The organism is Acinetobacter sp. YH12145 (assembly GCF_013418335.1).
GTDB classification, from domain to species: Bacteria; Pseudomonadota; Gammaproteobacteria; order Pseudomonadales; family Moraxellaceae; genus Acinetobacter; species Acinetobacter amyesii.
Map to the genome: position 1 here is coordinate 1 of NZ_VPCE01000020.1, position 21080 is coordinate 21080.

The window sequence follows — 21080 nt, forward strand, 5'->3', positions numbered from 1 at the left end:
TTGCTAGATTAAAGCAATTTAGAGGAATTGCCACACGCTATGACAAGCTAAAGCAAAGCTATGAAAATTCTGTTGCCTTAGCTTGTATCTTTATTTGGCTACCATTATGAAATGTCAACAGACCCTAATTAATTTAATATATCAAGGGCCATTAAAATGTTACAAATTATAAAATGTATGATTAGTATACATAGTGAGATGGTTACACGAAAGTGCTTTGATGGAAATTTAATTTTTTTGTTAGAGTTGTTTAAAAGTAAAGAAATAACGACTCAAAATAATTTAAAGTTTCAGAAAATCCCGCTAGGAAGTAGCGGGATTTTTTTGGTGACTATATGACAGACAAAGCACAGGCGAAACTAGACTTAGAAATTTGTATGAAGTGTTGTAATCCTAATGCCCCGAATATGCCTAGCTAACAAAAAGTTAATTTATAAGTTATGAAATATAAATAAAATTGAAATAACATTAGATTTATATTAAAATATTTGATATAGTGTGTTTGATCGAATCCGTAAGCGGAACGGTAGTGTTTGAGTTGTTAACGGAATTGCGTATTCCCTCCATTCTGATGTTCAAGCATCAAATTCAAACAGTTAACGCATAGCATGAATTCGCATCATGCCGATCAAGGGAAGCCTGCAGCTATCCGTGGGTTTTCCTTAAATTCTATTTTTAAGATATTAATTTAATTTTTTTTATCTTTCTTAAATTTCACAGCTACTGTAAATATCATAAGTTTAAATTTTTCATAAGTGAACAATCTTCAAAATTAAAGTTGGTTTTATTTTTAATACTATTCTGTTTACAAAAGCTCATTATATGAGTCAATAAATGAACATATCTAACGGCTGGACTACTGCTTCAGCAACTAACGGTGATGAAATTCGAGTGAATATTATTCCGTTAAAAAAAATTCAAAGCAATTTGAATGGTAAAACCTTAGTTGAAGTTGCTAAACAAGTTGTCTTGGAATCAGGACAAAAGTTAACTTTAAATATTGATGGTAAATCTTTTTATACTGAACTAAATAAACTATATAAATTGTATTTTTAAACTCTCACTCTTAAACCTGAACAACTTAGAGCTAAAATTTTTTAATTAAATTATTTATAAATTAATTATTTATTTTCTTAATTTTTTCAAGAACTCTATATTAAATATTATTAAAGGAAATTATTATGTCAAATTTAACTACAGGTACTGTTAAGTGGTTTAATGATGCTAAAGGCTTCGGTTTCATCGCGGCTGATAATGGCGAAGAGGTCTTTGCTCATTTTTCTCAAATCATTTCAGGTGGTTTCAAATCACTTGCTGAAGGTCAGCGTGTACAATTTAGCGTATCAAAAGGTCAACGTGGTTTCCAAGCGAGTGAAATCGTTGGGATTGATGGCTAATACATGGAAACTTTATTAAACAAAGTAATGTTAGATGTGGTTGATCAACATGGCGCTGTCTATACACTAGAAGCTATGTGCGAAAAATCCTCTGATGAGCCAAATAGTTTTGGGGATTGCGTCCGTTATCTAAATATAGATGATGAAATAATTAAGCCTAGCTTTGATATGCATTTTTACAGTAATAAAACTGGGAAAATATTTAAATTATTTTAATTGTTATATCTAGTTGAATAAACCTCCTCCGGGAGGTTTTTTATTGGGTGAAATATGGAGCCTGATGTATATAAAGCGCTAACCAAAAAGATACGTCCCAAAAAGAAACCACGCACCAGGCCTTTACCTAAAGCCAGTGAAAAATACTTAGAAGCATTCGAGAGGTTAAAAGAAATATTAGACCGGATGGAAATGAAGTATGAGGAGTACTTTCATTTCAAAAGTACCAAACATTGGCGTTTTGATTTACACCTCATCGAACATCGCATGCTAATTGAAATAGCAACTGGTCCATGGTCTGGAGGTCGTAAAGGCAAACTTGCAACGAAGGCTTGGAATATGGATCGTTATGACTATGCTGAAGAATTGGGATATCGATTTCACAGGTTTGAACTTGCAGATATCAATATGGGGCGGGCAAAGGCCTGGCTAAAAGCTTAAAAAAAACATGAGTTATCTTAAATTAGATATTTCAAAGCATATTGTTTCAGGATGTTAGATTACTTTAATTTTCTCATAATAACCGTTAGTTTGGGATTTCAACCTTAACAATTATGAGAAGAAAGTCATGAATAAAAATTTTGAATTACATGTTTTAAGCCAGATTTATGATTTTCTGATAGAGCGAACTGAACATTCACAGCAAGGTTTGCATAACAAGGTTCTGGAGTTTTTCAAAGAACTTAATTTAGGTAATGACAATGATTTTGAAATTGTTGATCCTAAAAAGATTGCGGGTAAATTTGGAGCAGTGAGTTTTATTCACTTAATCAATGTACCAAACTTTCATGATAAAGATAAATTTTTAAAATGGGCATACACGCAGTTGAATCGATAGTTTATATTAATTAGCTTTAAAGATATATTTTGAATACATATTTTGATTAAAGTGCTTTATAATTTACTGGCTCATATCAGCGCAAATGAATTGGGTGAAGCCCCACATGTATATGTGGGGCTTTTTTCATTCAATTTATGGAAAGTGTGAATGATCGAATATTACAATCTATATCTGATTATTACCTTAATGTGAGAGTTATTTATCACTTTTCTGCATAATTGCAAAATAAAACAATAACTTGATTCACATAGATCTAACAGTTGTATCCTCATATTTAAGGATTATTGGTTATATTGAATATGCTTGTTAATTAATCAATATTTACAGCAATTTCTAAACTTATAATTACTTAAAGGAAAAATGAATGTCTAATTTAACAAACGGGACAGTGAAGTGGTTCAACGGTACAAAAGGTTTTGGATTTATTGCTTCCGATACTGGTGAAGAATTATTTGCACACTATAGTGAGGTACGAATCGATGGCTATAAAGTACTAGAGGAAGGTCAGCGCGTAATGTTTGAAATTACAAATGGCAAGAAAGGCAAGCAAGCCAGCAATATCCAAATTCTCTAAAAAACATTTACTAAACATGTGATGACATGTCATGTCTTGACCCGTCAATAATTTGACGGGTTTTTGTCATTAATTGCCATTAAGTTTTAATATTTAAATGCTTAATTTAAATGAAAACTACATGATAAGAGCAATAAAAAATGGCCTTTACAAGACTACAAGTACTGATTGGCGGACTAATTATAAGTGTGTTGATTTCTTCTGTGTGGATTTACCATGAAAAGAAGAAACAACGACGGGAAGAAATTCAAAAAATCATCATCGAAGCTAGAGCAGGATTAAGTCACGCTCAATAATAGGAGCTAAACATATGGAATACTTTAGACCATTCTCACCTTTAGAACTAATTGATCAGACTGAGGAGGAGGACGCTATACGTCTAGCGCCAGCACAAGAATTACTGGCCTGCGTGAAATTTAATTATTTGAATGTAGGGATAACTTCATAATCTAGACAATCATCAATATAAGAAAATCCTTATTTAAGAACTTTCTTATTATGTATCTCATCAATGATTTTCATAAATTTACACAGTAATCGTCATGCTTTGTTAGTGTAGAGTTTTAACAAATATATAGGCCTAAAGTATGAAAATGTTAGCCATTATAAGCGTGGTATTCGTATTGGGGCTGGTAGGTTGCCAGCAAAAAGACAGTAATGAAAATGAAGAGACGACAACACCTCATACATTAGATAAAGACTAACTTCCTCCAATGATTATTACAGGAGATATAAAAAAACCCTCACTAAGAGGGTTTTTTTAGGATTAGGGTTTTAAGCTTCAATCCAATTATCTTTAACTTCTTGAGAGTCTTTAGTCAGTACAATTTTATTGTCTGTAATTTCACCAACCCATGAAACTGGAATTAAGTGGTGATGACCATCACCATGCTTAGTCAGTTTAATTTGATCCGAACCTTGCAAGTGGTCTACTTCACCAACTTTAGTCCCACATGAAGCAATTACATCTGCATGGCTCTTAATATTTTCAACATTAATAGTAGTCATTAGAATATTATCCTATTTCAATGTGAGTGAGCATTCAGCCTATCGTAAATAGACGCTGATATCAGGGATTGAAATAGAAGGGATACAAAGGGTCTTATATTCTTACGTTCTTGACCAGATAAATTACATTGTATTATTTAGAAATAAGTCCCCAAGAATGGGACTTATTAAATAACTTATTTATGCTGAGTCTTAATGAGATCTGATAAATCAAAACCGATAGATTTTGCATAATCTAGGTATTCGTCAACTGTGGCTTGGTTGGGGTTAGCAGTTCTGCTGAGCACCCAAAGATATTTTTTATTTGGTGACCCAACTAATGCAGTTTGATAGTCATCATCAATTTTTAAAACCCAATAATCACCACGGCCTACTGGCAACCAACGAATTGCTTTTGGTAAAAAGCTCACTTTAAGTTTCGAGTTGGCTGGCGCGTTCTGAACATATGCTTCACCAATTGATTGGTTAAGTTTGCCGTCTGCGCTATAGCAACTATTATCGACTTTCACGTTACCATTTTCATTTAAAGAGTATTTAGCCGTGACGTTATAATCACATTTATTTTGGAAATAAAGTGGCTTACGTGCAATCTCATGCCAAGTACCAAGATATTTATTTAAATCTACTTTTGGTACCGCTTGAACTTCCGTAGTATTTGCATTTGCCGTTGAGAGCAATGAACCTGCAATAAGTACTGCACCACCAGCTAAAAGGAGCTTACGGGTTTTTGAATTCATGTTATAAGCCTGCTTTAATTTGAAAGTGAATTAATTACTATAAATTGCTTTTAAGCTCATTTTGTTTTTTTATGTATTAAGTATTTGATCTTTAATCATTGTTTAACTTTTTAAGTTTTATTAATCCTTTTACTACCATTTTTAACAGATAAATAATATTACTTATATAAGCCCAAAAACTAAGTGAAAAAATGCTTACATTAAGCAAAATTATAATTACTTTCTAAGAACTCACTTACTTCTAAAGCACTTCAAGAGAGTATTGAATAAGAAAATTAATTGACGAAATAAATAGTTTAGTAGTGGTCTTAATTTGCTTTACTACTTAATATTGGATTATATATCTAAAAATATGATAACATGCTCAAACTCTAAGCAATGGCTTTGAATGAGTCAGCCTTAAATTTTCAAACGAAAATGAAAATGCCAGCACTTTTCAATACAAGCCTGTTTCTTCCGCAAATAGCGGATATCTCTTTGATCAATTCAGATCTGTCTTACAAATAAAACGGAATAGGGAAGGTATGTCTTCATTGAAACCGTCATGGTATTCCAATGTGAATCCAAATGTGTTTATTAGCACAGTTGTTATTATTGGCATTTTTATTGCCATTGTATTTTTAGCTCCCAATGCTTTTGATTTAATAACTAAACAACTGAATCAATGGGTTACAAACTCATTCAGTTGGTTCTATGTGCTATCTGTAGCCATTTTTCTAATAGTGCTTATTTATATTGCCTGTTCAAATATGGGTAAAATTAAACTTGGTTTAGATCATAGCCAGCCAAAGTTTAGTAATAGCTCTTGGTTCGCTATGCTATTTACAGCTGGTATGGGCATTGGCTTAATGTTCTTCGGTGTCGCGGAACCAGTGATGCACTATGTTTCACCTCCAACTGGTGAACCTGAAACAATTCAATCAGCGCAGCAAGCCATGCGTGTAACATTCTTTCATTGGGGACTTCATGCTTGGGCAATTTACACAATTGTGGGCTTAGCTTTAGCTTACTTTGCATATAGACATAATCTACCTCTTAAGATTCGCTCTGCTTTATATCCTCTTATTGGAAAGAAAATTTATGGTCCAATTGGTGATGGTGTGGATACTTTTGCGACCATCGGTACAGTATTTGGTGTCGCAACGACTTTAGGTTTTGGTGTAACCCAAATTAACTCTGGCTTAAATTATTTATTCGGAATTGAATATTCAACGACGACGCAGCTTATTTTAATTGTCATTGTTACAGCTATGGCATCTTTATCTGTATTTATGGGCTTAGACAAGGGTATTAAACGATTATCAGAGATTAATCTGGGCCTAGCTTTAGTGCTGTTGCTATTTGTATTTTTTGCTAGTTCAAGCATTTTTATATTGCAAACGACTATCCAAAACACGGGGCAATATATTTCAAATTTGTTCAATATGACCTTTAATTTATATGCCTACCAGTCTGATGGTTGGATCGGTGGTTGGACAATTATGTACTGGGCATGGTGGATTTCATGGTCACCATTTGTAGGTATGTTTATTGCGCGTGTGTCTGAAGGACGTACTATTCGTGAGTTTATTGTAGGTGTTTTACTTATTCCAACAGGCTTTACGCTGATCTGGATGGGAGTCATGGGGAATGCTGCACTCTATAGTATTTTAAATGAAGCGAACACCTCGCTGATTTCTGCAGTGCAACGAGATTCATCCGTTGCGTTATTTGAATATTTAGGGACCTTGCCATTCTCAGGCATTATGAGTTTTGTTGCGACTATACTGGTTATGCTATTTTTTGTGACGTCGGCAGACTCAGGGGCTTTAGTTACAGACTATCTAACTGCAAAATCTGAAAACTCTCCAACTTGGCAGCGATTGTTTTGGACAACGTTAATGGCTGTTCTTGCGATTGTTTTGTTGTTCGCTGGAGGTTTAGGTGCTTTGCAATCTGCAACAATGTTGAGTGCATTACCATTCACCTTCGTAATGCTTTTAATTTGCTGGGGCTTAGTCAAGGCTCTACATTTAGATGCAACCAAGATGCAAGCATTACAGGATGCGCGTATTACGCCTAGAGCAATTCATAATCCGAGAAGTTGGCAGCAACGTTTAGGATTGATTATGCATTATCCGCATACACGTAAAGAAGTTGAAGATTATATTGAAAAAACGGTAAGCCAGGCATTTTTAAATCTACAGAAAGAGTTTAAGCGTCGTCATTTAGATGTGACAGTAAACACGATAGATGATGGCTTGCAGCTACGTGTAAACCATCAAGATGAGATTAACTTTATTTACCAAGTGGTTGTTCAAGAAAAAAATACACCAAGTTTTATGACTGATTCAGATGAAATTACGCAAGATTACCAAGCTGAAGTGTTTTTGAGGGAAGGTGGTCAAAATTATGACATCATCGAATGGACGCAAGAAGATATTTTGCAAGATGTTATTGATCAATACGAACGTCATCTACATTTTTTAAATCTAGTTAGAACCAAGAACCAATAGATAAAAAACCGCCCAAAAGGGCGGTTTTTTTATTCATAGTTAAATTAGGCCGGTATAGAAGCAACCTTATCTTCACGGTCCCAATAACGGTGATTCTGTATCGCTGTTTTAAATTGATCACTGACATCTTTGAAACTTTGTGAAGTGAAAAGCGCAGCATCTTGAGTCAGATTAAGCTCTTTAATTAAAGCCTCTTTATCACCTAATAGTACTATAGGTTTAAGATGCTTAAATGTTTCTAAAACATAGTGTTTAGCTACACCATCATTCAAGAACTCATCTAAATTATTACCATCAATAACAACGACAGCATCGTAGGTGACTGAAGGTTCGCCATTCTGACGTCCATCAACTGCAATTTCTTTACCATCGTTAGATTTCACCGGCGCTGCATTAGGGGCTAAAACTTCAACTACAGCGCTTTCTGAATCGCCCCAAGTCTTAATTGCATCGATAGAGGAAGCATTAGCACCGTTGTGTACCAACAGTGCAATTTTACGTTGCTTAATATCAGATGCAGGGTATGCCAATGTACTTAAGTGATCAGATTTAGCGATGGCCGCTTTCTTAACCGATTTACTTTGCTTAGTTGGAGCATCTAACCCCAATTCATTCGCTACAAATTTCGCTAAATCCAAGTCAATATTTGCAAGCACCTCATTTACGACCCGTTCCCTAATTTCAACAGCTTTCACTTTTGAGAGTTCAAATGCATAGGCATCCTTTATATGCTGTTGTTCATGCTTAGCAAGACTTTGGTAATGCATGGTCGCTTGCGAGAAATGATCTGCGAAGCTTTCTGGTCGGATTCTTAACTTGCTGCCTTGGATTTCTTCAGGATGGGTCCGAAATGCATGCGGATCATTATTAGATTCTCTAGGCCAATTTTCATCTACAGAGTTAGGCTCATAATTCGCTTTACCTTTATAGACTTCATGGTTTGCATAGCCGCCACGTCGATTTGTATGGAAGGGGCAGACTGGTTTATTAATTGGAATTTGATTAAAGTTTGCAGTACCTAAACGGTGCAAATGGGTATCTGTATAGCTGAACAAACGACCTTGTAATAAAGGGTCATTACTAAAATCAATTCCTGAAACAATATTGGCTGGACTGAAAGCAACTTGCTCTGTTTCAGCAAAGAAATCATCTGTATTTCGATTTAGAGTAAATTTACCTAGTGGAGTAATAGGTACGAGCTCTTCAGGTACCAATTTTGTAGCATCCAACACATCAAAGTCCCATTGAGCGGCTTCTTCTTCAGTAAAGATCTGTGCCCCTAATTCCCACTCAGGATAATTGCCACGTTCAATGGCATCCCATAGATCGCGACGATGGAAGTCGGGATCTTTACCATTAAGCTTTAAGGCCTCATCCCAAACGACTTGGGCAACACCTTGTTTCGGTGTCCAGTGGAATTTAACCAAATGCGCCTGATTATCTTTGTTAATTAATCTGAAGGTATGTACACCAAAACCTTGAATCGATCGTAAATTTCTAGGAATAGCACGATCTGACATCACCCAAGTAGTCATATGAGAAGCTTCGGTATTTAAAGAAATAAAATCCCAAAAGGTATCATGCGCAGATTGACCAGTAGGAACTTCGTTCGGATCTTCAGGCTTCACTGCGTGGACAAAGTCAGGGAACTTGATTGCGTCCTGAATAAAAAATACAGGAATGTTATTACCGACTAAATCGTAGTTTCCATCTTCGGTATAAAATTTGATGGAAAATCCGCGTACATCACGGACTACATCAGCTGAGCCGCGTCCGCCTTGTACTGTAGAAATTCTGACAAAGATTGGTGTTGGATTTTGAGTATTAGTCAAAAATTTAGCCTTAGTCCATTTTTCGTTGCCTTCATAAGCTTCAAAATAACCATGCGCACCTACACCACGAGCATGCACTACACGCTCAGGGATACGTTCACGGTCAAAATGAATTAACTTATCTCGTAAGAGAAAATCTTCTAACAGAGTAGGACCAGTCTGATTTATTTTTAAGCTATTTTGATTGTCAGCTACAGGTACACCCAAAGATGAGGTCAGTGTTTTACCTTTAGGGTCTACATATGCCTCTTTTTCAAACTGATCAATTTTAGGATTATTTGATTTTTTCATGAGCTACATCCCTTTGTCTGATGTTATTTAGTACATGTGCTAGATAAGGTTTTGCTATTGCATAAAGCTAATATAGACAATAAAGATGCTCGGCAAATTTAAAGTAAAAAATTGTCTATTTTGTGTTCAATCTGAGGGTTAAATAGAGTTGCTTTCACAATAAAAAGCAGATTCAGCCCAGCGTTCACATTTGCAGCGGGGGCATTGAGCATTTAGAGAACTAATAAATTGTGTTTGACCACACAGCATGCATGAATAGTATTTTTTGGAATCAAAACGCTGTGCTTTTTGGTAGTGATCAGGAAAAATTGGTAGTCCCCATTTAATATTATCTTTGGCATAAGGAATCACACTTAGACACCCATCTGTTTCAAGTAATGCTGATTTGACTTGCCCTAAGTGTTCTATTTTGTTTTGCCTTAGCTCAGCAAAAAATTCATCATATGAATATTTTTCCTGTTTGATATCTTCAACGATCAGCAAGCCATCTTTAACGATATACATCGGCCTCCCTTCTAACATTGTTTCAAAAGTATCTGATTTCATGATTAGATACGTTGTAAATCTATATAGAAGAATAATGACTGCAAACACAATGAGTGCTTGTACGATGGGGATATCATCATTAAACATGGGGTCGCCAGCTGCAGAACCCAAACTTAAGATAATAGCTAACTCGAATAATGAAAGTTGCCTGACACCTCTTTTACCTGAAAATCTTAAAAAAATAATAATTAAGATAAACATAATGATGCATCGGAAAATAATTTCCAATGCAAAGTTAAAAGAGGTGTCATGCAGAATTATTTTTATGAAGTCCATATTTGATACAATTTATTAATTCTAGTTTTACATACATACAGGGTTAAATTTTATCCCAAGCATCCTTAATCGCATGCTTAGCATGTTCCCATTTCAAGCGAGAATCTGCTTTAAACTCTTCCCATTTGGTTTGTAAATCCGGCTCAGAATCTTCGAAACGCGCATTTTCACCGTATAAATGACGTTCGCGCTCACCAAGCTCATAAGCTGACCTTAGATCACGGTCATAATCTATATCTGGCACTTCGCGTTGCAGATCCCCATAGTACGGTCTATTGGAGTAATCCGTGCGCCAGTCATGATGTATTGGATGTTCATTTTGATGGTCGTTCATAGTAATAACTCCGATAAATTATTTAATAAATTGCAAAAGTAGTGATCCCTGAGCTACTTCTGCAAATAAAAATTAATGTTGTTACTTTGACTATTGGTCTTGCTGATCATTCTGCTGACGCTGTTGATCAGATTGCTGATTTTGTTGGCGTTGGGGTTGCTGCTGCTGTTGCTGACCATTCTGCTGGCGCTGCTGATCAGACTGCTGATTTTGTTGATGTTGGGGTTGCTGCTGTTGTTGCTGATCATTCTGCTGGCGCTGCTGATCAGACTGCTGATTTTGTTGGTTTTGAGGTTTTTGAGTATCGCCACGTTGGTGCTGTAAGCGAGTATCATTATTTTGATCTTGGTTATAATTAGACATAATACTGTTCCTTTAAAGATTAATTAGATAATCTACTCAATTACAGTAGATCATTTATTATTAACATGAATATTGCTAATATGATTATTAAAGATGTTACATAATCTTTATTAAGTTTCAATTTGTTTAAAAGTAAAACTTTGGGGGCTGTTTTATATACACAAATAGTCCTTTTTTAATTACATGAAACTAACAATAATAATTTTTTAATATTTTAGTGAGTGACTTGCATAGAGCTTTATATAGTATTTTTAATTTTTTGATAGGCTTACCTTTAGTTAAAATTTTGAAATTATAAAATTTTTTCTTGAAATAAATGCAATAGAAAAAAGTACCTACAGGTTTCTTTTTGTTTTCGGATCCTCCGCGCTTTAAAAGTCCAGTGCAAGATATATAAATATCTGATTTAAATAATTTTTTCCCATTTATAATCATTTGATTGGTTACTTCTGGGGATTCAGCAGTATATTTATCTATAAGTGATTGTTTTATATTTAAAATACGCTTCTTGAATAGTAAGTCATAACTAACAATAGAACCATCCAGAAGTATTCCAGAGTTTTTATCTTGTGAAATTCTATATGCTAAATAACCTGAACTCGCACTTTCAAATAGCGTTATCGATAGAGATTTTTTAGAAATAAAGTCAAAAATTGATTTCATATAAATTATCCTATGAATATTTTATAAAAGAATCATAATTGATATTTAAATATGAATATGTGAATTAAGTCACATCAAAAAAATGTTACTTTTTAAAAACTTGTTAAAAATTATGCTAAAGGTGTGTTTTATATATTAAAATTTTTAAAATATTACATTGCGTTAAATTTTTATTAAAAAAAATTAACAAATACTACTTATTTTCTGAACTATGGTTAAGAAGAATCATTTACCGCGTGAGAATTATAATGCCTACAGCAGTAAAAGAAAGAATCTTAAATTTAATAACCAAAGATCATCAGAAATATTTCGAAATTGTTGAGTTCTTCTTAGATGCTTCAATACCTAATTCTGCCAAAGAATTAAAGGCATTTAAGGTTTTAGAGAATGAAATTATAACTCTCGAACACATTGATGAGATGCCAAATGAGATAGACCATCTTGTCGATTGGATTCATCATAATAACCGTACACAGTGTGAATATTATAAAGAATACCTAGATAGAAGAAAGCAAGGTGGAGGAAGAGAGTATTTTTCATCAGTTAGTAAAGCTTATGAGTTTTTATACAAGGTTGCACCCACAAAAAAAGTGGATGGTTCATGGCTATATAGCTTTACTCAGTATTGGAATGATCCAGTATTTAGAGATTTTATTCAGATATATTTAGAGGAACTTGGTCTCGGTTCAGAAAAAGCCAATCACGTGAGAATGTACGACAACCTACTACTGGCACATGGTTTGAATCAACTATCTTTAAACTTATCTGATGCCTATTACCATCAGGCAGCAATACAGCTTGCGCTTGCATATGCACCTTCAGAGTTTATACCAGAGATAGCAGGTTTTAATTTAGGCTATGAACAACTTCCTTTACATTTGCTAATTAGCAATTACGAGTTAAAAGAACTTGGAATTGATGCACACTATTTTAATGTTCATATCACGATAGATAATTTTGATAATGGGCATGCGCAGCTTGCGACCAATGCCATTAAAAAACTTTCTACAAGGTACAGATCTAAAGAAGAGTTCATTCGTAAACTCAAAATCGGCTATCTCCTAAATAACAAAGGAATGAGTTCAGTTCAGATAATTAAAAATTTAAGCACCGAAAAAATGGTCCTAGAAATATTTAAGAAAAAAGCGATCGTTGGTAAACATATGCATAGTAATAAATGTATGTTTAACAATAGAACGACGAATGAATGGCTATCTGAAGATGATAGTGTTGAAGAGTTTATTTTTGAGCTTGTACGTATGGGCTGGATAAAATTGAATCGACCACCTGAAGAGAGTAGATTTTGGCAGATGATTCACGACGAAGATGGTAAAATGTTTGGAGTGTTTAATGCTGTTGAAAAAACTTTTATTTATGACTGGATTGCAGGTAAATCAGTAGATTCCAAACAAAATCAAGTGAATAATGAGTTTGTGAAAAACTTCCTAGAGACCAATTCATTTAATTATTTAGCCAACCATGAAATGGCTGAGCTTAAGAAACAATTTGATGGAAGTACGAATACAGGATATAAGATCAACAAACTTCTAAAGTATTTAGCACCTCATATGCATCATCAAGAAATTGGTTTATGGAGTACCCAACGTATTGTTGAATGTTTATTTCCATCTCTAGCTCGTCAATAAAATGAATGCTCAAAAAGTTTTATAACTTTCATCGTCAAAAATAACCGCCTCCGGGCGGTTTTTTACTAATATGTGATAATTCTACAGATAAAAATAAATACATGTTTATTAATAAAAAATAAAATAATGCTTAGTTTTTTGTAAAAGTATACAAATTTTGAAATAATTTAATTAAAATAAATTTGTATACTCGCCATATCCTAACCAAGCCTTTTAGATGCAAAAGTATACAACTCTGAAAAGTTTATAACCTATTGTAAATACAAAGGAATACAGCTTTATGCTTAACATTCCAATCCATTCCAAACTCGGTGGATTCTACTTTTTCTATTATTCAATAGTGGGTACATTCATGCCGTATTGGAGTTTGTATTTAGAGGATCAAGGGTTTAATTATCAAGAAATAGGTATTTTATCTTCGATTGCAATTGTGACACGTTTTTTTGCCCCATTTATTTGGGGTTGGATTGCAGATAAATCCGGCAAGCGCATGCTTTTAGTCCGAATAGCAACATGGATGGAAGCCTGTATTTGGTTTCTGATTTTTATAATTCCAAACAGTTTTCAGTCTGTTGCATTACTCATGCTGGTTTTTAGTTTCTTTCAAAATGCTATATTGGCTCAGTTTGAAGGAGTAACTTTATTTTGGTTAGCTGAGCGGCGTGCAGAACTTTATGGAAAAGTCAGAAAATGGGGATCAGTTGGCTTCATTATTGGAGTATTTGGAATAGGGGCTTTGCTAGAAATAATACCTGTTTCAATGCTACCTATCATGTTGTTATGCATTGCATTTCTCGCATTTATTTGGTCATTTACGATTAAAGAGCCCGCTACTGCACCATCTTCACAGAAAAAACTTGAACCACTTTGGCCTATCTTAAAACGACCAGCTGTAGCGAGTTTTTTTATCATTGAATTTTTTCTGCTCTTTTCGCATGCACCGTTTTATAGTTTTTATAGCAATTACCTTAAACAGGCTGATTTTTCGACGAGCCAAATCGGTTTTTTATGGTCTGTAGGAGTCATTGCAGAAATCATTATGTTTGCCTATGCCACTGTCTTTTTTAATCGATATTCTTTGCGTAACTTAGTGCTCATTTGTTTGGGGCTAACAGGGATGCGATGGTTGATTGTAGGCTTATATCCGACGGTGTTTATCACTCAATTTGCTGCGCAAACGATTCATGCCTTTAGTTTTGGATTATTCCACTTAATCGCTATGCGAATCATTTTTCAAAATTTTACCGCAAGTCAACAAGGGCGTGGTCAAGCGCTATACAGTACCATGTGGGGCTTAGGTGTTGCGAGTGGCAGTATTTTAGCAGGTCGATATTGGGACATGCTTTCGGGACCCGTTATTTTTATGATCGCAGGACTGGCGGTTATACCTGCCATGTTTTTGGTCGTGGGCTTGCCTAAAACGATCCAAAAGCCAACTTAAAACAATTCAGTATTTTGATAAATCTCAATGAACTAAAATCACCTGATTACGGCCGAGCTCTTTGGCTTGATATAAGGCCTGATCGGCTTGATTTATCATACTTTGCAAACTTGGAGCATTGGGCAAAGACTGATGAATCAGACCTATACTCACCGTAATATCAATCGTATTTTGTTCATCAATGATGATTGGCGTAGTTTCAACGACTTTTCGGATACGCTCAGCAATACCTTGAGCTTCAGGTGCTGCAATGTTCGTGAGTAATACACTAAACTCTTCACCACCAATACGTGCAAATAAATCTGTTTCACGTAAATTCTTACGCACAACGCTCGAAAATTCTTGTAAAACTTGATCACCGACATAATGCCCATATTGATCATTCAATTTTTTAAAATGATCGATATCCATCATGATAATGGAAAAATTGAGCTGAATTTGGTTTTGTAGGTAAAGCTCACCTTGCTCGAAAAAATATCGACGATTCATCGCATGCGTTAAACTATCATGATTTGCAAGGTATAAAACCTCTTTATATAGTTCGTGCCGATTTCGGCTAATAATACAAAGAATCAACGGCGAGAGAATCAGCATGGCTAGGCCAATACGAACTGAAATTGCTGTCGATAAATAGGCTAATGAAGAATCGTGTAAGTAGAACGCATTTAAATTGTAATAGGTCGCTAAAATTACCACGGCATTAATTAGGGATAAGGTAAATAAGCGATAGGTTAATGCTGCCCAAATTAGAGCCGCTAAAGGGTAGAGAATTGCCCCTGGACCTGCAGAAACGGCTGTTAAAAATACACAGAAGACAACTGCAATTGCCGGAAATATTTTATTGATCTGAAAGCTTTGATGACGTCGATCTTTGAAATAAAGTTTAAGATCGGCCAGTTTAGGAAAAGACAGAATAAGCGGTAATATAATCAGCGCATTTAATATTTCAGTAATCCACCACATACCAAAATCAATCGATAATCTATCGGTCGACATAAACGTGTTGGGGATATAAGGCACAGTGAAAATAGCAAAAAGAGCACCTGCAAGGCATCCACCACAGGCGATGATGACAATCATGGTCAGAAAGGTGAAACCTTTATTATAGTTTTGATAGTTCACCTGAAAATATCGCATAAAAAATAGCGATACCATGCTGTTGGTTAAATTTGAAAAAGTGAGAAATAAAGTGAGTTGGAAATAATTGCCCGTCACTAAATCTGCGAGCATATAACCGGTAAATGCACCTAACCATCCTCCCAGATTACTCAGTTTAGGGAACCTTAAGAATATTGCTAACAATACTGCATTCGCAGGCCAAAAAATCGCTAAATAGCTTAATGGGCGGGTGAAAATACCGATTAAACAGCAGCAAAGAATAACTGCAGCGACTATTACAAAAGCCATGCTGTGGCGTGCATTAAGCGGAGCAAGACTATTCGAATGCAGTTTCATTAGCTTATGTAAGCCTAGGTTAAATATGGGAGAATTCATTTTTTTCGTATATTAAACGATAAAAAAGATTTTATATTATTTTATTGTAAATAGTGTGATTTGTTTGGCATTTAGCTGATTTGTAGTTTCGTTAACCCAGATTGATTTTTTGGATAAATAGGAAAAATGATTGTTATGAAAATGTGATAAATCGCGGATTTGTAAAAAAATGTGTTACTTTAAGAGCATGATTTATATGACTGATTAAATGTATGAAAATAGCATATCTTACAGTTTTACTCATGTTGAGTTCATCGTTGGTGATGGCGGCAGATAATAAGAATACAACTCAAAATTCAGAGGCTAAAAATCAAGTTGAAGCGGTGAATAGCTTTAGGGTGACAACACGTTCTGAATTGGTCGGCTTATGGGGTATGGAAATTCCGACCAATAAAAAGTGCGTTGAATATTATAATTTTAAGAGCAATAATGATGTTGTGATCAAAAGCGGTGAAGAGTGGTCATCTGGGGTATATGACTATCAACCTGCGCAAGATCCGAATGTGCAAATTCCAGCACTGATTTTACAAGTGAAATATGACAATAATCAGATGGATTGTTCGGGCAATATTCAAGATCAAACCGGCGAAATTTCACAGTACTTTGTAAAGTGGAAAAGTCCATCGGTTATTAATTTCTGTGCCAATGATCAGGCTCAGCAGTGTTTTGCGACATTGCGGCGAGTTTTGCCTTAAGTATGACATATTGATATTTCTTCTTATAAAAATAAAAAACCACTCATTTGAGTGGTTTTTTTGACGTTGAAGATTTATTTATCTTCATGTCCTTCGACTTTCTTCAATAAATGCTTTTCAAGATAGTGAATATCCATAGCTTGTTCGCAGAAATTTTTATCTTGAAGAATCAAATCTTTATGTAGCGGAATATTGGTTTTCACGCCAGTTAAGATAATCTCTTCCAGAGCTTGTTTCATGCGCGCAATAGAGGTTTCACGATCTTTACCATGCGCAATGAGTTTTGCAATCATTGAATCATAGTAGGGTGGGATGCTATATCCTTGATATATATGAGAATCTAGTCGGATACCTGCGCCACCCGGTGCATAGAAATGATCGATTTTGCCCGGTGAAGGCATAAATGTAGATGGATCTTCCGCATTAATACGACATTCAATCGCATGACCTTTAAGTTGAATATCTTCTTGTTGAAGATCCAAACCTAAGCCAGCAGCAATGCGTAATTGTTGCTCGATAATATCTACGCCAGTCACTTGCTCAGTAACAGGATGTTCTACTTGTACACGAGTATTCATTTCAATAAAGAAGAATTCACCTTCTTCAAATAAGAACTCGAATGTACCAGCACCACGGTATTGCATCAATTTACAAGCATTTACACATGCTTCAAGAATATGCGCACGTGCTTCTTCAGGTAAACCTGGTGCAGGCGCTTCTTCAAGCACTTTTTGATGGCGACGTTGCAATGAACAGTCACGATCATAAAGGTGAATCGCATGGCCATTACCATCTGCAAGAACTTGCACTTCGACATGGCGTGGCTTTTGAAGGAAACGTTCCATATAAACGGTGTCGTCACCAAACCACATTTCCGCATCACGCTGAGCAGCTTGTACAGATTCGAGTAGTGTGTCCACACGTTCAACGATACGCATACCACGACCACCACCACCAGAAGCAGCTTTTACGATCAATGGGAAGCCAATTTCTTTGGCTTCTGCCAATGCATTGTGAATCGTTACAGCATGGTCACAACCCGGAACAGTTGGTACACCAGCTTTTTTCATCGCAATAATGGCAGAAACTTTGTTCCCCATTAAGCGAATGTGTTCAGGACGCGGACCGATAAAGATAAAACCTGAGTTTTCTACAATTTCAGCAAACTCAGCGTTTTCAGATAAGAAACCATAACCTGGATGGATGGCATCTGCACCGGTGATTTCAGCCGCTGTAATAATGGCAGGGATATTGAGATAACTTTCGCTGCTGGCACCTGGTCCAATACACACTGCTTCGTCACAGAAGCGTAAGTGCATTAGGTCTTTGTCGGCATCGGAATAAATCCCTACGGTTTTAATTCCTAAAGTTTTGCAAGCGCGGGTGATGCGGAGCGCAATCTCACCACGGTTTGCAATTAAAACTTTTTGCAACATTGTGATTCCCCGTGGTCTTAAGCGCGATAGCGGAATAATGGTTGACCGAATTGGATCACTTCGCCATTTTTAACCAAAATTTCTTCAATTACACCGCTTTGAGTTGCTTCAATTGGGTTCATGATTTTCATTGCTTCGATGATACCGAGTGTTTCACCAGCAGATACAGTTTGACCAACTTTAACAAATGGTGCTTCACCTGGATTTGGCGCAGCATAGAACACACCAACCATAGGAGACGGCTCAACAGCACCACGTGGTGAACGAGGTGCAGCAGGTGCAGCGGCAGGAGCAGCCATAGCAGGCGCAGCGGCAGCAACTACTGGATTGCGACGAGTTAGAGCAATCGATTGATCGCCTTCTTTAACTTCAATCGCCTGTAAGTCAGATTCAATCATCAAATCGATGAGTTTCTTGATTTTACGGATATCCATGAACAGTATTCCTAATTAAGATTGAGAAGTTGGTTGAATTTTTTCGATGGCGAAGTCTAGTGCTGCGGCATAACCTTTTGCACCTAAACCACAAATAACGCCAACGGCTTTATCAGATAGATAGGAGTGATGTCTAAATGCTTCGCGAGCGTGGACATTTGATAGATGTACTTCGATAAACGGAATGGCTACACCAAGAAGGGCATCACGCACAGCAACCGAAGTATGTGTTAGGGCTGCTGGATTAATAATGATGAATTGAACGCCTTCTTGTTGCGCTTGATGAATTCGGTCGACGACAGCGCCTTCCCAATTACTTTGGAAAGTGTCGAGAGAAATGGAAGCGTTTTGAGCCTGTGAAATCAGTTTTTGGTTGATATCTTCAAGTGTCAGATAGCCGTAAACTTCGGGTTCACGTTTTCCCAGTAAGTTGAGATTCGGTCCATGAATGACCAAAATGGTCGAGCTCATTCAGCCTGCTCCAATAAAAAGTTGCAAATTTACTTTGCAAGATACCTGCAAAGTTTGCTCATTATGGCATAAAATTCCACATTTTTTTTATAATTTCTTTGAATTGACGTGAAAAGCATGTGCCGAGAATGGGCTATATAATGCGAACTTTGCAGAGAATTGGCAATGTTAAAAAATTACATTTTTATCATTATATTGTAGGACATCATTTTAAACCCAATTGGCTAAAACTGTTGATATCTTTTGTGTAAACTTGCTTTATCGTGGTGCATTCGTGTAGCAATAACCAGTATAAATGATTTGAAAGGTGAGATGGCTTGTACATTTGTCTTATAGATCGTCAGTTGAACAGCCTACGCATGCATAGTCGTAAAGATGGTATTTATACAGCGACTTAAAAAATTCTAAGGTTTAACTTATTTCACGCGTAAAGGAATCTAAATTGTTCTCAGTTTTCAATCGAGTTATTTGAAAGAATAAATCAGGTTTGTGTGCTAAGTATATAAAAATTAAAAGATAGTTACTTTTTCTATGGTTTATAAAGCATATTTCTAGGCCAATGAAATTTTTTTCATAGATGATAGGGCTCAAGCTAGATATTTTGTTTGCCTTAGCGAATTAAATATTCTGTGGGAGCATTTCCTTATAAGTAGGCAGCTTTAGATATGATGAACATTTATTGCCTAGCTAAGTCATACTTTATAGACCTATATATAAGCGTATTAACCATCCTGTGTATTTTCTAGTCAGTGTTTTGAATCTATGAAATGTGCAAGGCATTGACGATTTCTTTCATAAATCATGTAAGTTTGGAAAATCGGGTATTTGTCCAAATTTGCACAGGCATTGGCAAAAGTTAAATCTGTGGTGGTAAAGAAGCTTGCTGTTTGCATGCTGATTCTATTTTTTATTCGTCTATTTCTATGTTTTAGCGGTATATGTGTTGAATAAGTTTCCTTTCTTCTTGTTTATACTTTTAGGTGGAATCTACCGCATTGAGTCTTTTTCTATAAATGAATTGATAAAACAAGGCTCGAATGCTTTCCCGCGGAAAAAATTTATCTATATAAGTGTAATTCACGGTAGAATGCCCGAAACCTATATGGCCTGAGAACAAACATGGCAAAACATACGCAAAATTCATCACCTTTGGCAGAATTGATTGCAGAACAAAAACTTTTATGTGAAGAAGTGGGTTCTGCATATGTAGAAGTGCAGGGCGATGATGTAATTGCTGTGGCTGTTCATACCTTAAATAAAGATCCAATTGTTGGTATTCGTAAGCCTGCAGAAGGTGATGAAAATGTCAGTTGGTATATTTATGGTGGTGAGCTTGAAGGCGCAGATAACTTTGAAACAATGACTGTGCGTAAACTGCAAGATGTTGTACCTGAAGTGCTACCGTATTTAGCTTTGGATGTAGGCTATCGTTTTATGATCGATGCTGATGATTATGAAGATGTCTGGAAAGAAGGTGATGAGGCTTAATTTATGCATTCTCCGTTGATGTATAAACTTTATGTCCTTATTTTCTCTGTGTTTACTGCTTCTGTAGCATATGCAAATGTGAATGAAGCGGTTACTCCACAACTGACTCAAGCTGAATATAATGCTCAGATAAAAGCATATACTGAGCAAATTAATTCAACCAAAGCTATTTTAGATGACCCTGCATCTACAGCAACGGGTCAGCAGCAAACTCAAGCTTTTTGTTTAAGATTGAATGCATATCGACAGATTTTAGAAATATCTCAGCAAAACTCAGCTCTTGAAATGGCCAATCTAATGCAAGTGGCTTCACAACATTATTTACTACAACAGCAACAGAGTATGCAGTCATCTGGCTTAAACGAAAGTGCATTTTGTTCGAGTCCTACAAAATAATTTAGG

23 protein-coding genes and 1 pseudogene are annotated in these 21080 nt (G+C 35.7%); 13 read left to right on the forward strand and 11 right to left on the reverse strand.

Annotated features, from left to right (window positions below):
- From FTU80_RS15565 to FTU80_RS15595, 7 genes and pseudogenes are all read left to right on the forward strand, one after another.
- Window positions 1-110 (forward strand): annotated as a pseudogene (locus FTU80_RS15565) (IS5/IS1182 family transposase); the annotation flags it as partial.
- Between the two features lie 724 nt (window positions 111-834).
- Entirely contained in the window at window positions 835-1056 is a 222-nt protein-coding gene (locus FTU80_RS15570; RefSeq protein ID WP_067766975.1) for a transposase, read from the forward strand.
- A gap of 125 nt (window positions 1057-1181) precedes the next feature.
- Window positions 1182-1397 carry a cold-shock protein gene (locus tag FTU80_RS15575; RefSeq protein ID WP_180086035.1) on the forward strand — a complete coding sequence of 72 codons (216 nt, stop codon included), beginning with the start codon at window positions 1182-1184 and terminating at the stop codon, window positions 1395-1397.
- A gap of 3 nt (window positions 1398-1400) precedes the next feature.
- Window positions 1401-1613: a hypothetical protein gene (locus FTU80_RS15580; RefSeq protein ID WP_180086037.1), complete on the forward strand. Its 213-nt coding sequence runs from the start codon at window positions 1401-1403 to the stop codon at window positions 1611-1613.
- A gap of 54 nt (window positions 1614-1667) precedes the next feature.
- Complete coding sequence (locus FTU80_RS15585; protein ID WP_180086039.1) at window positions 1668-2054, forward strand: hypothetical protein; 387 nt, start codon at window positions 1668-1670, stop codon at window positions 2052-2054.
- A 127-nt stretch (window positions 2055-2181) separates the two neighbouring features.
- On the forward strand, window positions 2182-2451 hold the full coding sequence (locus tag FTU80_RS15590; protein ID WP_078193453.1) for a hypothetical protein: 270 nt from the start codon (window positions 2182-2184) through the stop codon (window positions 2449-2451).
- Between the two features lie 367 nt (window positions 2452-2818).
- The gene (locus FTU80_RS15595) at window positions 2819-3028 is read left to right on the forward strand and encodes a cold-shock protein (protein ID WP_111883687.1); all 210 of its coding nucleotides are present in this window, start codon (window positions 2819-2821) and stop codon (window positions 3026-3028) included.
- 774 nt (window positions 3029-3802) lie between these two features.
- Here FTU80_RS15595 and FTU80_RS15600 read toward each other — a convergent pair.
- Both FTU80_RS15600 and FTU80_RS15605 read right to left on the reverse strand, forming a co-directional pair.
- Entirely contained in the window at window positions 3803-4036 is a 234-nt protein-coding gene (locus tag FTU80_RS15600; protein WP_078193451.1) for a DUF2171 domain-containing protein, read from the reverse strand.
- A gap of 176 nt (window positions 4037-4212) precedes the next feature.
- Entirely contained in the window at window positions 4213-4773 is a 561-nt protein-coding gene (locus FTU80_RS15605; protein WP_180086041.1) for a lipocalin family protein, read from the reverse strand.
- A gap of 524 nt (window positions 4774-5297) precedes the next feature.
- On the opposite strand from FTU80_RS15605, the gene FTU80_RS15610 reads away from it, so the two are divergent.
- Window positions 5298-7268: a choline BCCT transporter BetT gene (locus tag FTU80_RS15610; RefSeq protein WP_180086043.1), complete on the forward strand. Its 1971-nt coding sequence runs from the start codon at window positions 5298-5300 to the stop codon at window positions 7266-7268.
- A gap of 44 nt (window positions 7269-7312) precedes the next feature.
- Here FTU80_RS15610 and FTU80_RS15615 read toward each other — a convergent pair whose 3' ends face one another.
- The 5 genes from FTU80_RS15615 to FTU80_RS15635 all read right to left on the reverse strand — a co-directional run bounded on the left by FTU80_RS15615 (window position 7313) and on the right by FTU80_RS15635 (window position 11573).
- Complete coding sequence (locus tag FTU80_RS15615; protein WP_180086045.1) at window positions 7313-9391, reverse strand: catalase; 2079 nt, start codon at window positions 9389-9391, stop codon at window positions 7313-7315.
- 138 nt (window positions 9392-9529) lie between these two features.
- A complete protein-coding gene (locus tag FTU80_RS15620; protein ID WP_180086047.1) occupies window positions 9530-10213 on the reverse strand; it encodes a DUF421 domain-containing protein in 684 nt (227 codons plus the stop codon).
- Between the two features lie 43 nt (window positions 10214-10256).
- Window positions 10257-10553: a hypothetical protein gene (locus FTU80_RS15625; RefSeq protein ID WP_078193446.1), complete on the reverse strand. Its 297-nt coding sequence runs from the start codon at window positions 10551-10553 to the stop codon at window positions 10257-10259.
- An 84-nt stretch (window positions 10554-10637) separates the two neighbouring features.
- Window positions 10638-10910, reverse strand: a complete 273-nt coding sequence (locus FTU80_RS15630; RefSeq protein WP_180086049.1) for a hypothetical protein — start codon at window positions 10908-10910, stop codon at window positions 10638-10640.
- A 189-nt stretch (window positions 10911-11099) separates the two neighbouring features.
- Window positions 11100-11573, reverse strand: coding sequence for a CinA family protein (locus tag FTU80_RS15635; protein ID WP_180086051.1), 474 nt, complete (start codon window positions 11571-11573; stop codon window positions 11100-11102).
- A 248-nt stretch (window positions 11574-11821) separates the two neighbouring features.
- Here FTU80_RS15635 and FTU80_RS15640 point away from each other — a divergent pair, with 248 nt between their 5' ends.
- A complete protein-coding gene (locus FTU80_RS15640; RefSeq protein WP_180086053.1) occupies window positions 11822-13219 on the forward strand; it encodes an iron-containing redox enzyme family protein in 1398 nt (465 codons plus the stop codon).
- 280 nt (window positions 13220-13499) lie between these two features.
- Window positions 13500-14660: an MFS transporter gene (locus FTU80_RS15645; protein ID WP_180086054.1), complete on the forward strand. Its 1161-nt coding sequence runs from the start codon at window positions 13500-13502 to the stop codon at window positions 14658-14660.
- Window positions 14661-14684: 24 nt separating this feature from the next.
- Here the strand turns inward: FTU80_RS15645 and FTU80_RS15650 are convergent, their stop codons facing one another.
- Entirely contained in the window at window positions 14685-16067 is a 1383-nt protein-coding gene (locus tag FTU80_RS15650) for a sensor domain-containing diguanylate cyclase (RefSeq protein WP_257221591.1), read from the reverse strand.
- 299 nt (window positions 16068-16366) lie between these two features.
- Between FTU80_RS15650 and FTU80_RS15655 the strand changes: the two genes are divergently transcribed.
- Window positions 16367-16849 (forward strand): hypothetical protein, encoded by a 483-nt coding sequence (locus FTU80_RS15655; protein WP_078190792.1) that lies wholly within the window; start codon window positions 16367-16369, stop codon window positions 16847-16849.
- Window positions 16850-16923: 74 nt separating this feature from the next.
- Here FTU80_RS15655 and accC read toward each other — a convergent pair whose 3' ends face one another.
- The 3 genes from accC to aroQ are packed head-to-tail and all read right to left on the reverse strand — an operon-like array spanning window position 16924 to window position 19190.
- Complete coding sequence (gene accC, locus FTU80_RS15660) at window positions 16924-18285, reverse strand: acetyl-CoA carboxylase biotin carboxylase subunit (protein ID WP_111885487.1); 1362 nt, start codon at window positions 18283-18285, stop codon at window positions 16924-16926.
- A gap of 17 nt (window positions 18286-18302) precedes the next feature.
- On the reverse strand, window positions 18303-18719 hold the full coding sequence (gene accB, locus FTU80_RS15665) for an acetyl-CoA carboxylase biotin carboxyl carrier protein (protein WP_078190790.1): 417 nt from the start codon (window positions 18717-18719) through the stop codon (window positions 18303-18305).
- Between the two features lie 15 nt (window positions 18720-18734).
- A complete protein-coding gene (aroQ, locus tag FTU80_RS15670; protein WP_078190789.1) occupies window positions 18735-19190 on the reverse strand; it encodes a type II 3-dehydroquinate dehydratase in 456 nt (151 codons plus the stop codon).
- 1119 nt (window positions 19191-20309) lie between these two features.
- Between aroQ and FTU80_RS15675 the strand changes: the two genes are divergently transcribed.
- Both FTU80_RS15675 and FTU80_RS15680 read left to right on the forward strand, forming a co-directional pair.
- A complete protein-coding gene (locus FTU80_RS15675; RefSeq protein ID WP_078190788.1) occupies window positions 20310-20678 on the forward strand; it encodes a hypothetical protein in 369 nt (122 codons plus the stop codon).
- 3 nt (window positions 20679-20681) lie between these two features.
- A complete protein-coding gene (locus FTU80_RS15680; RefSeq protein WP_180086058.1) occupies window positions 20682-21074 on the forward strand; it encodes a hypothetical protein in 393 nt (130 codons plus the stop codon).
- Window positions 21075-21080 lie beyond the last annotated feature (6 nt).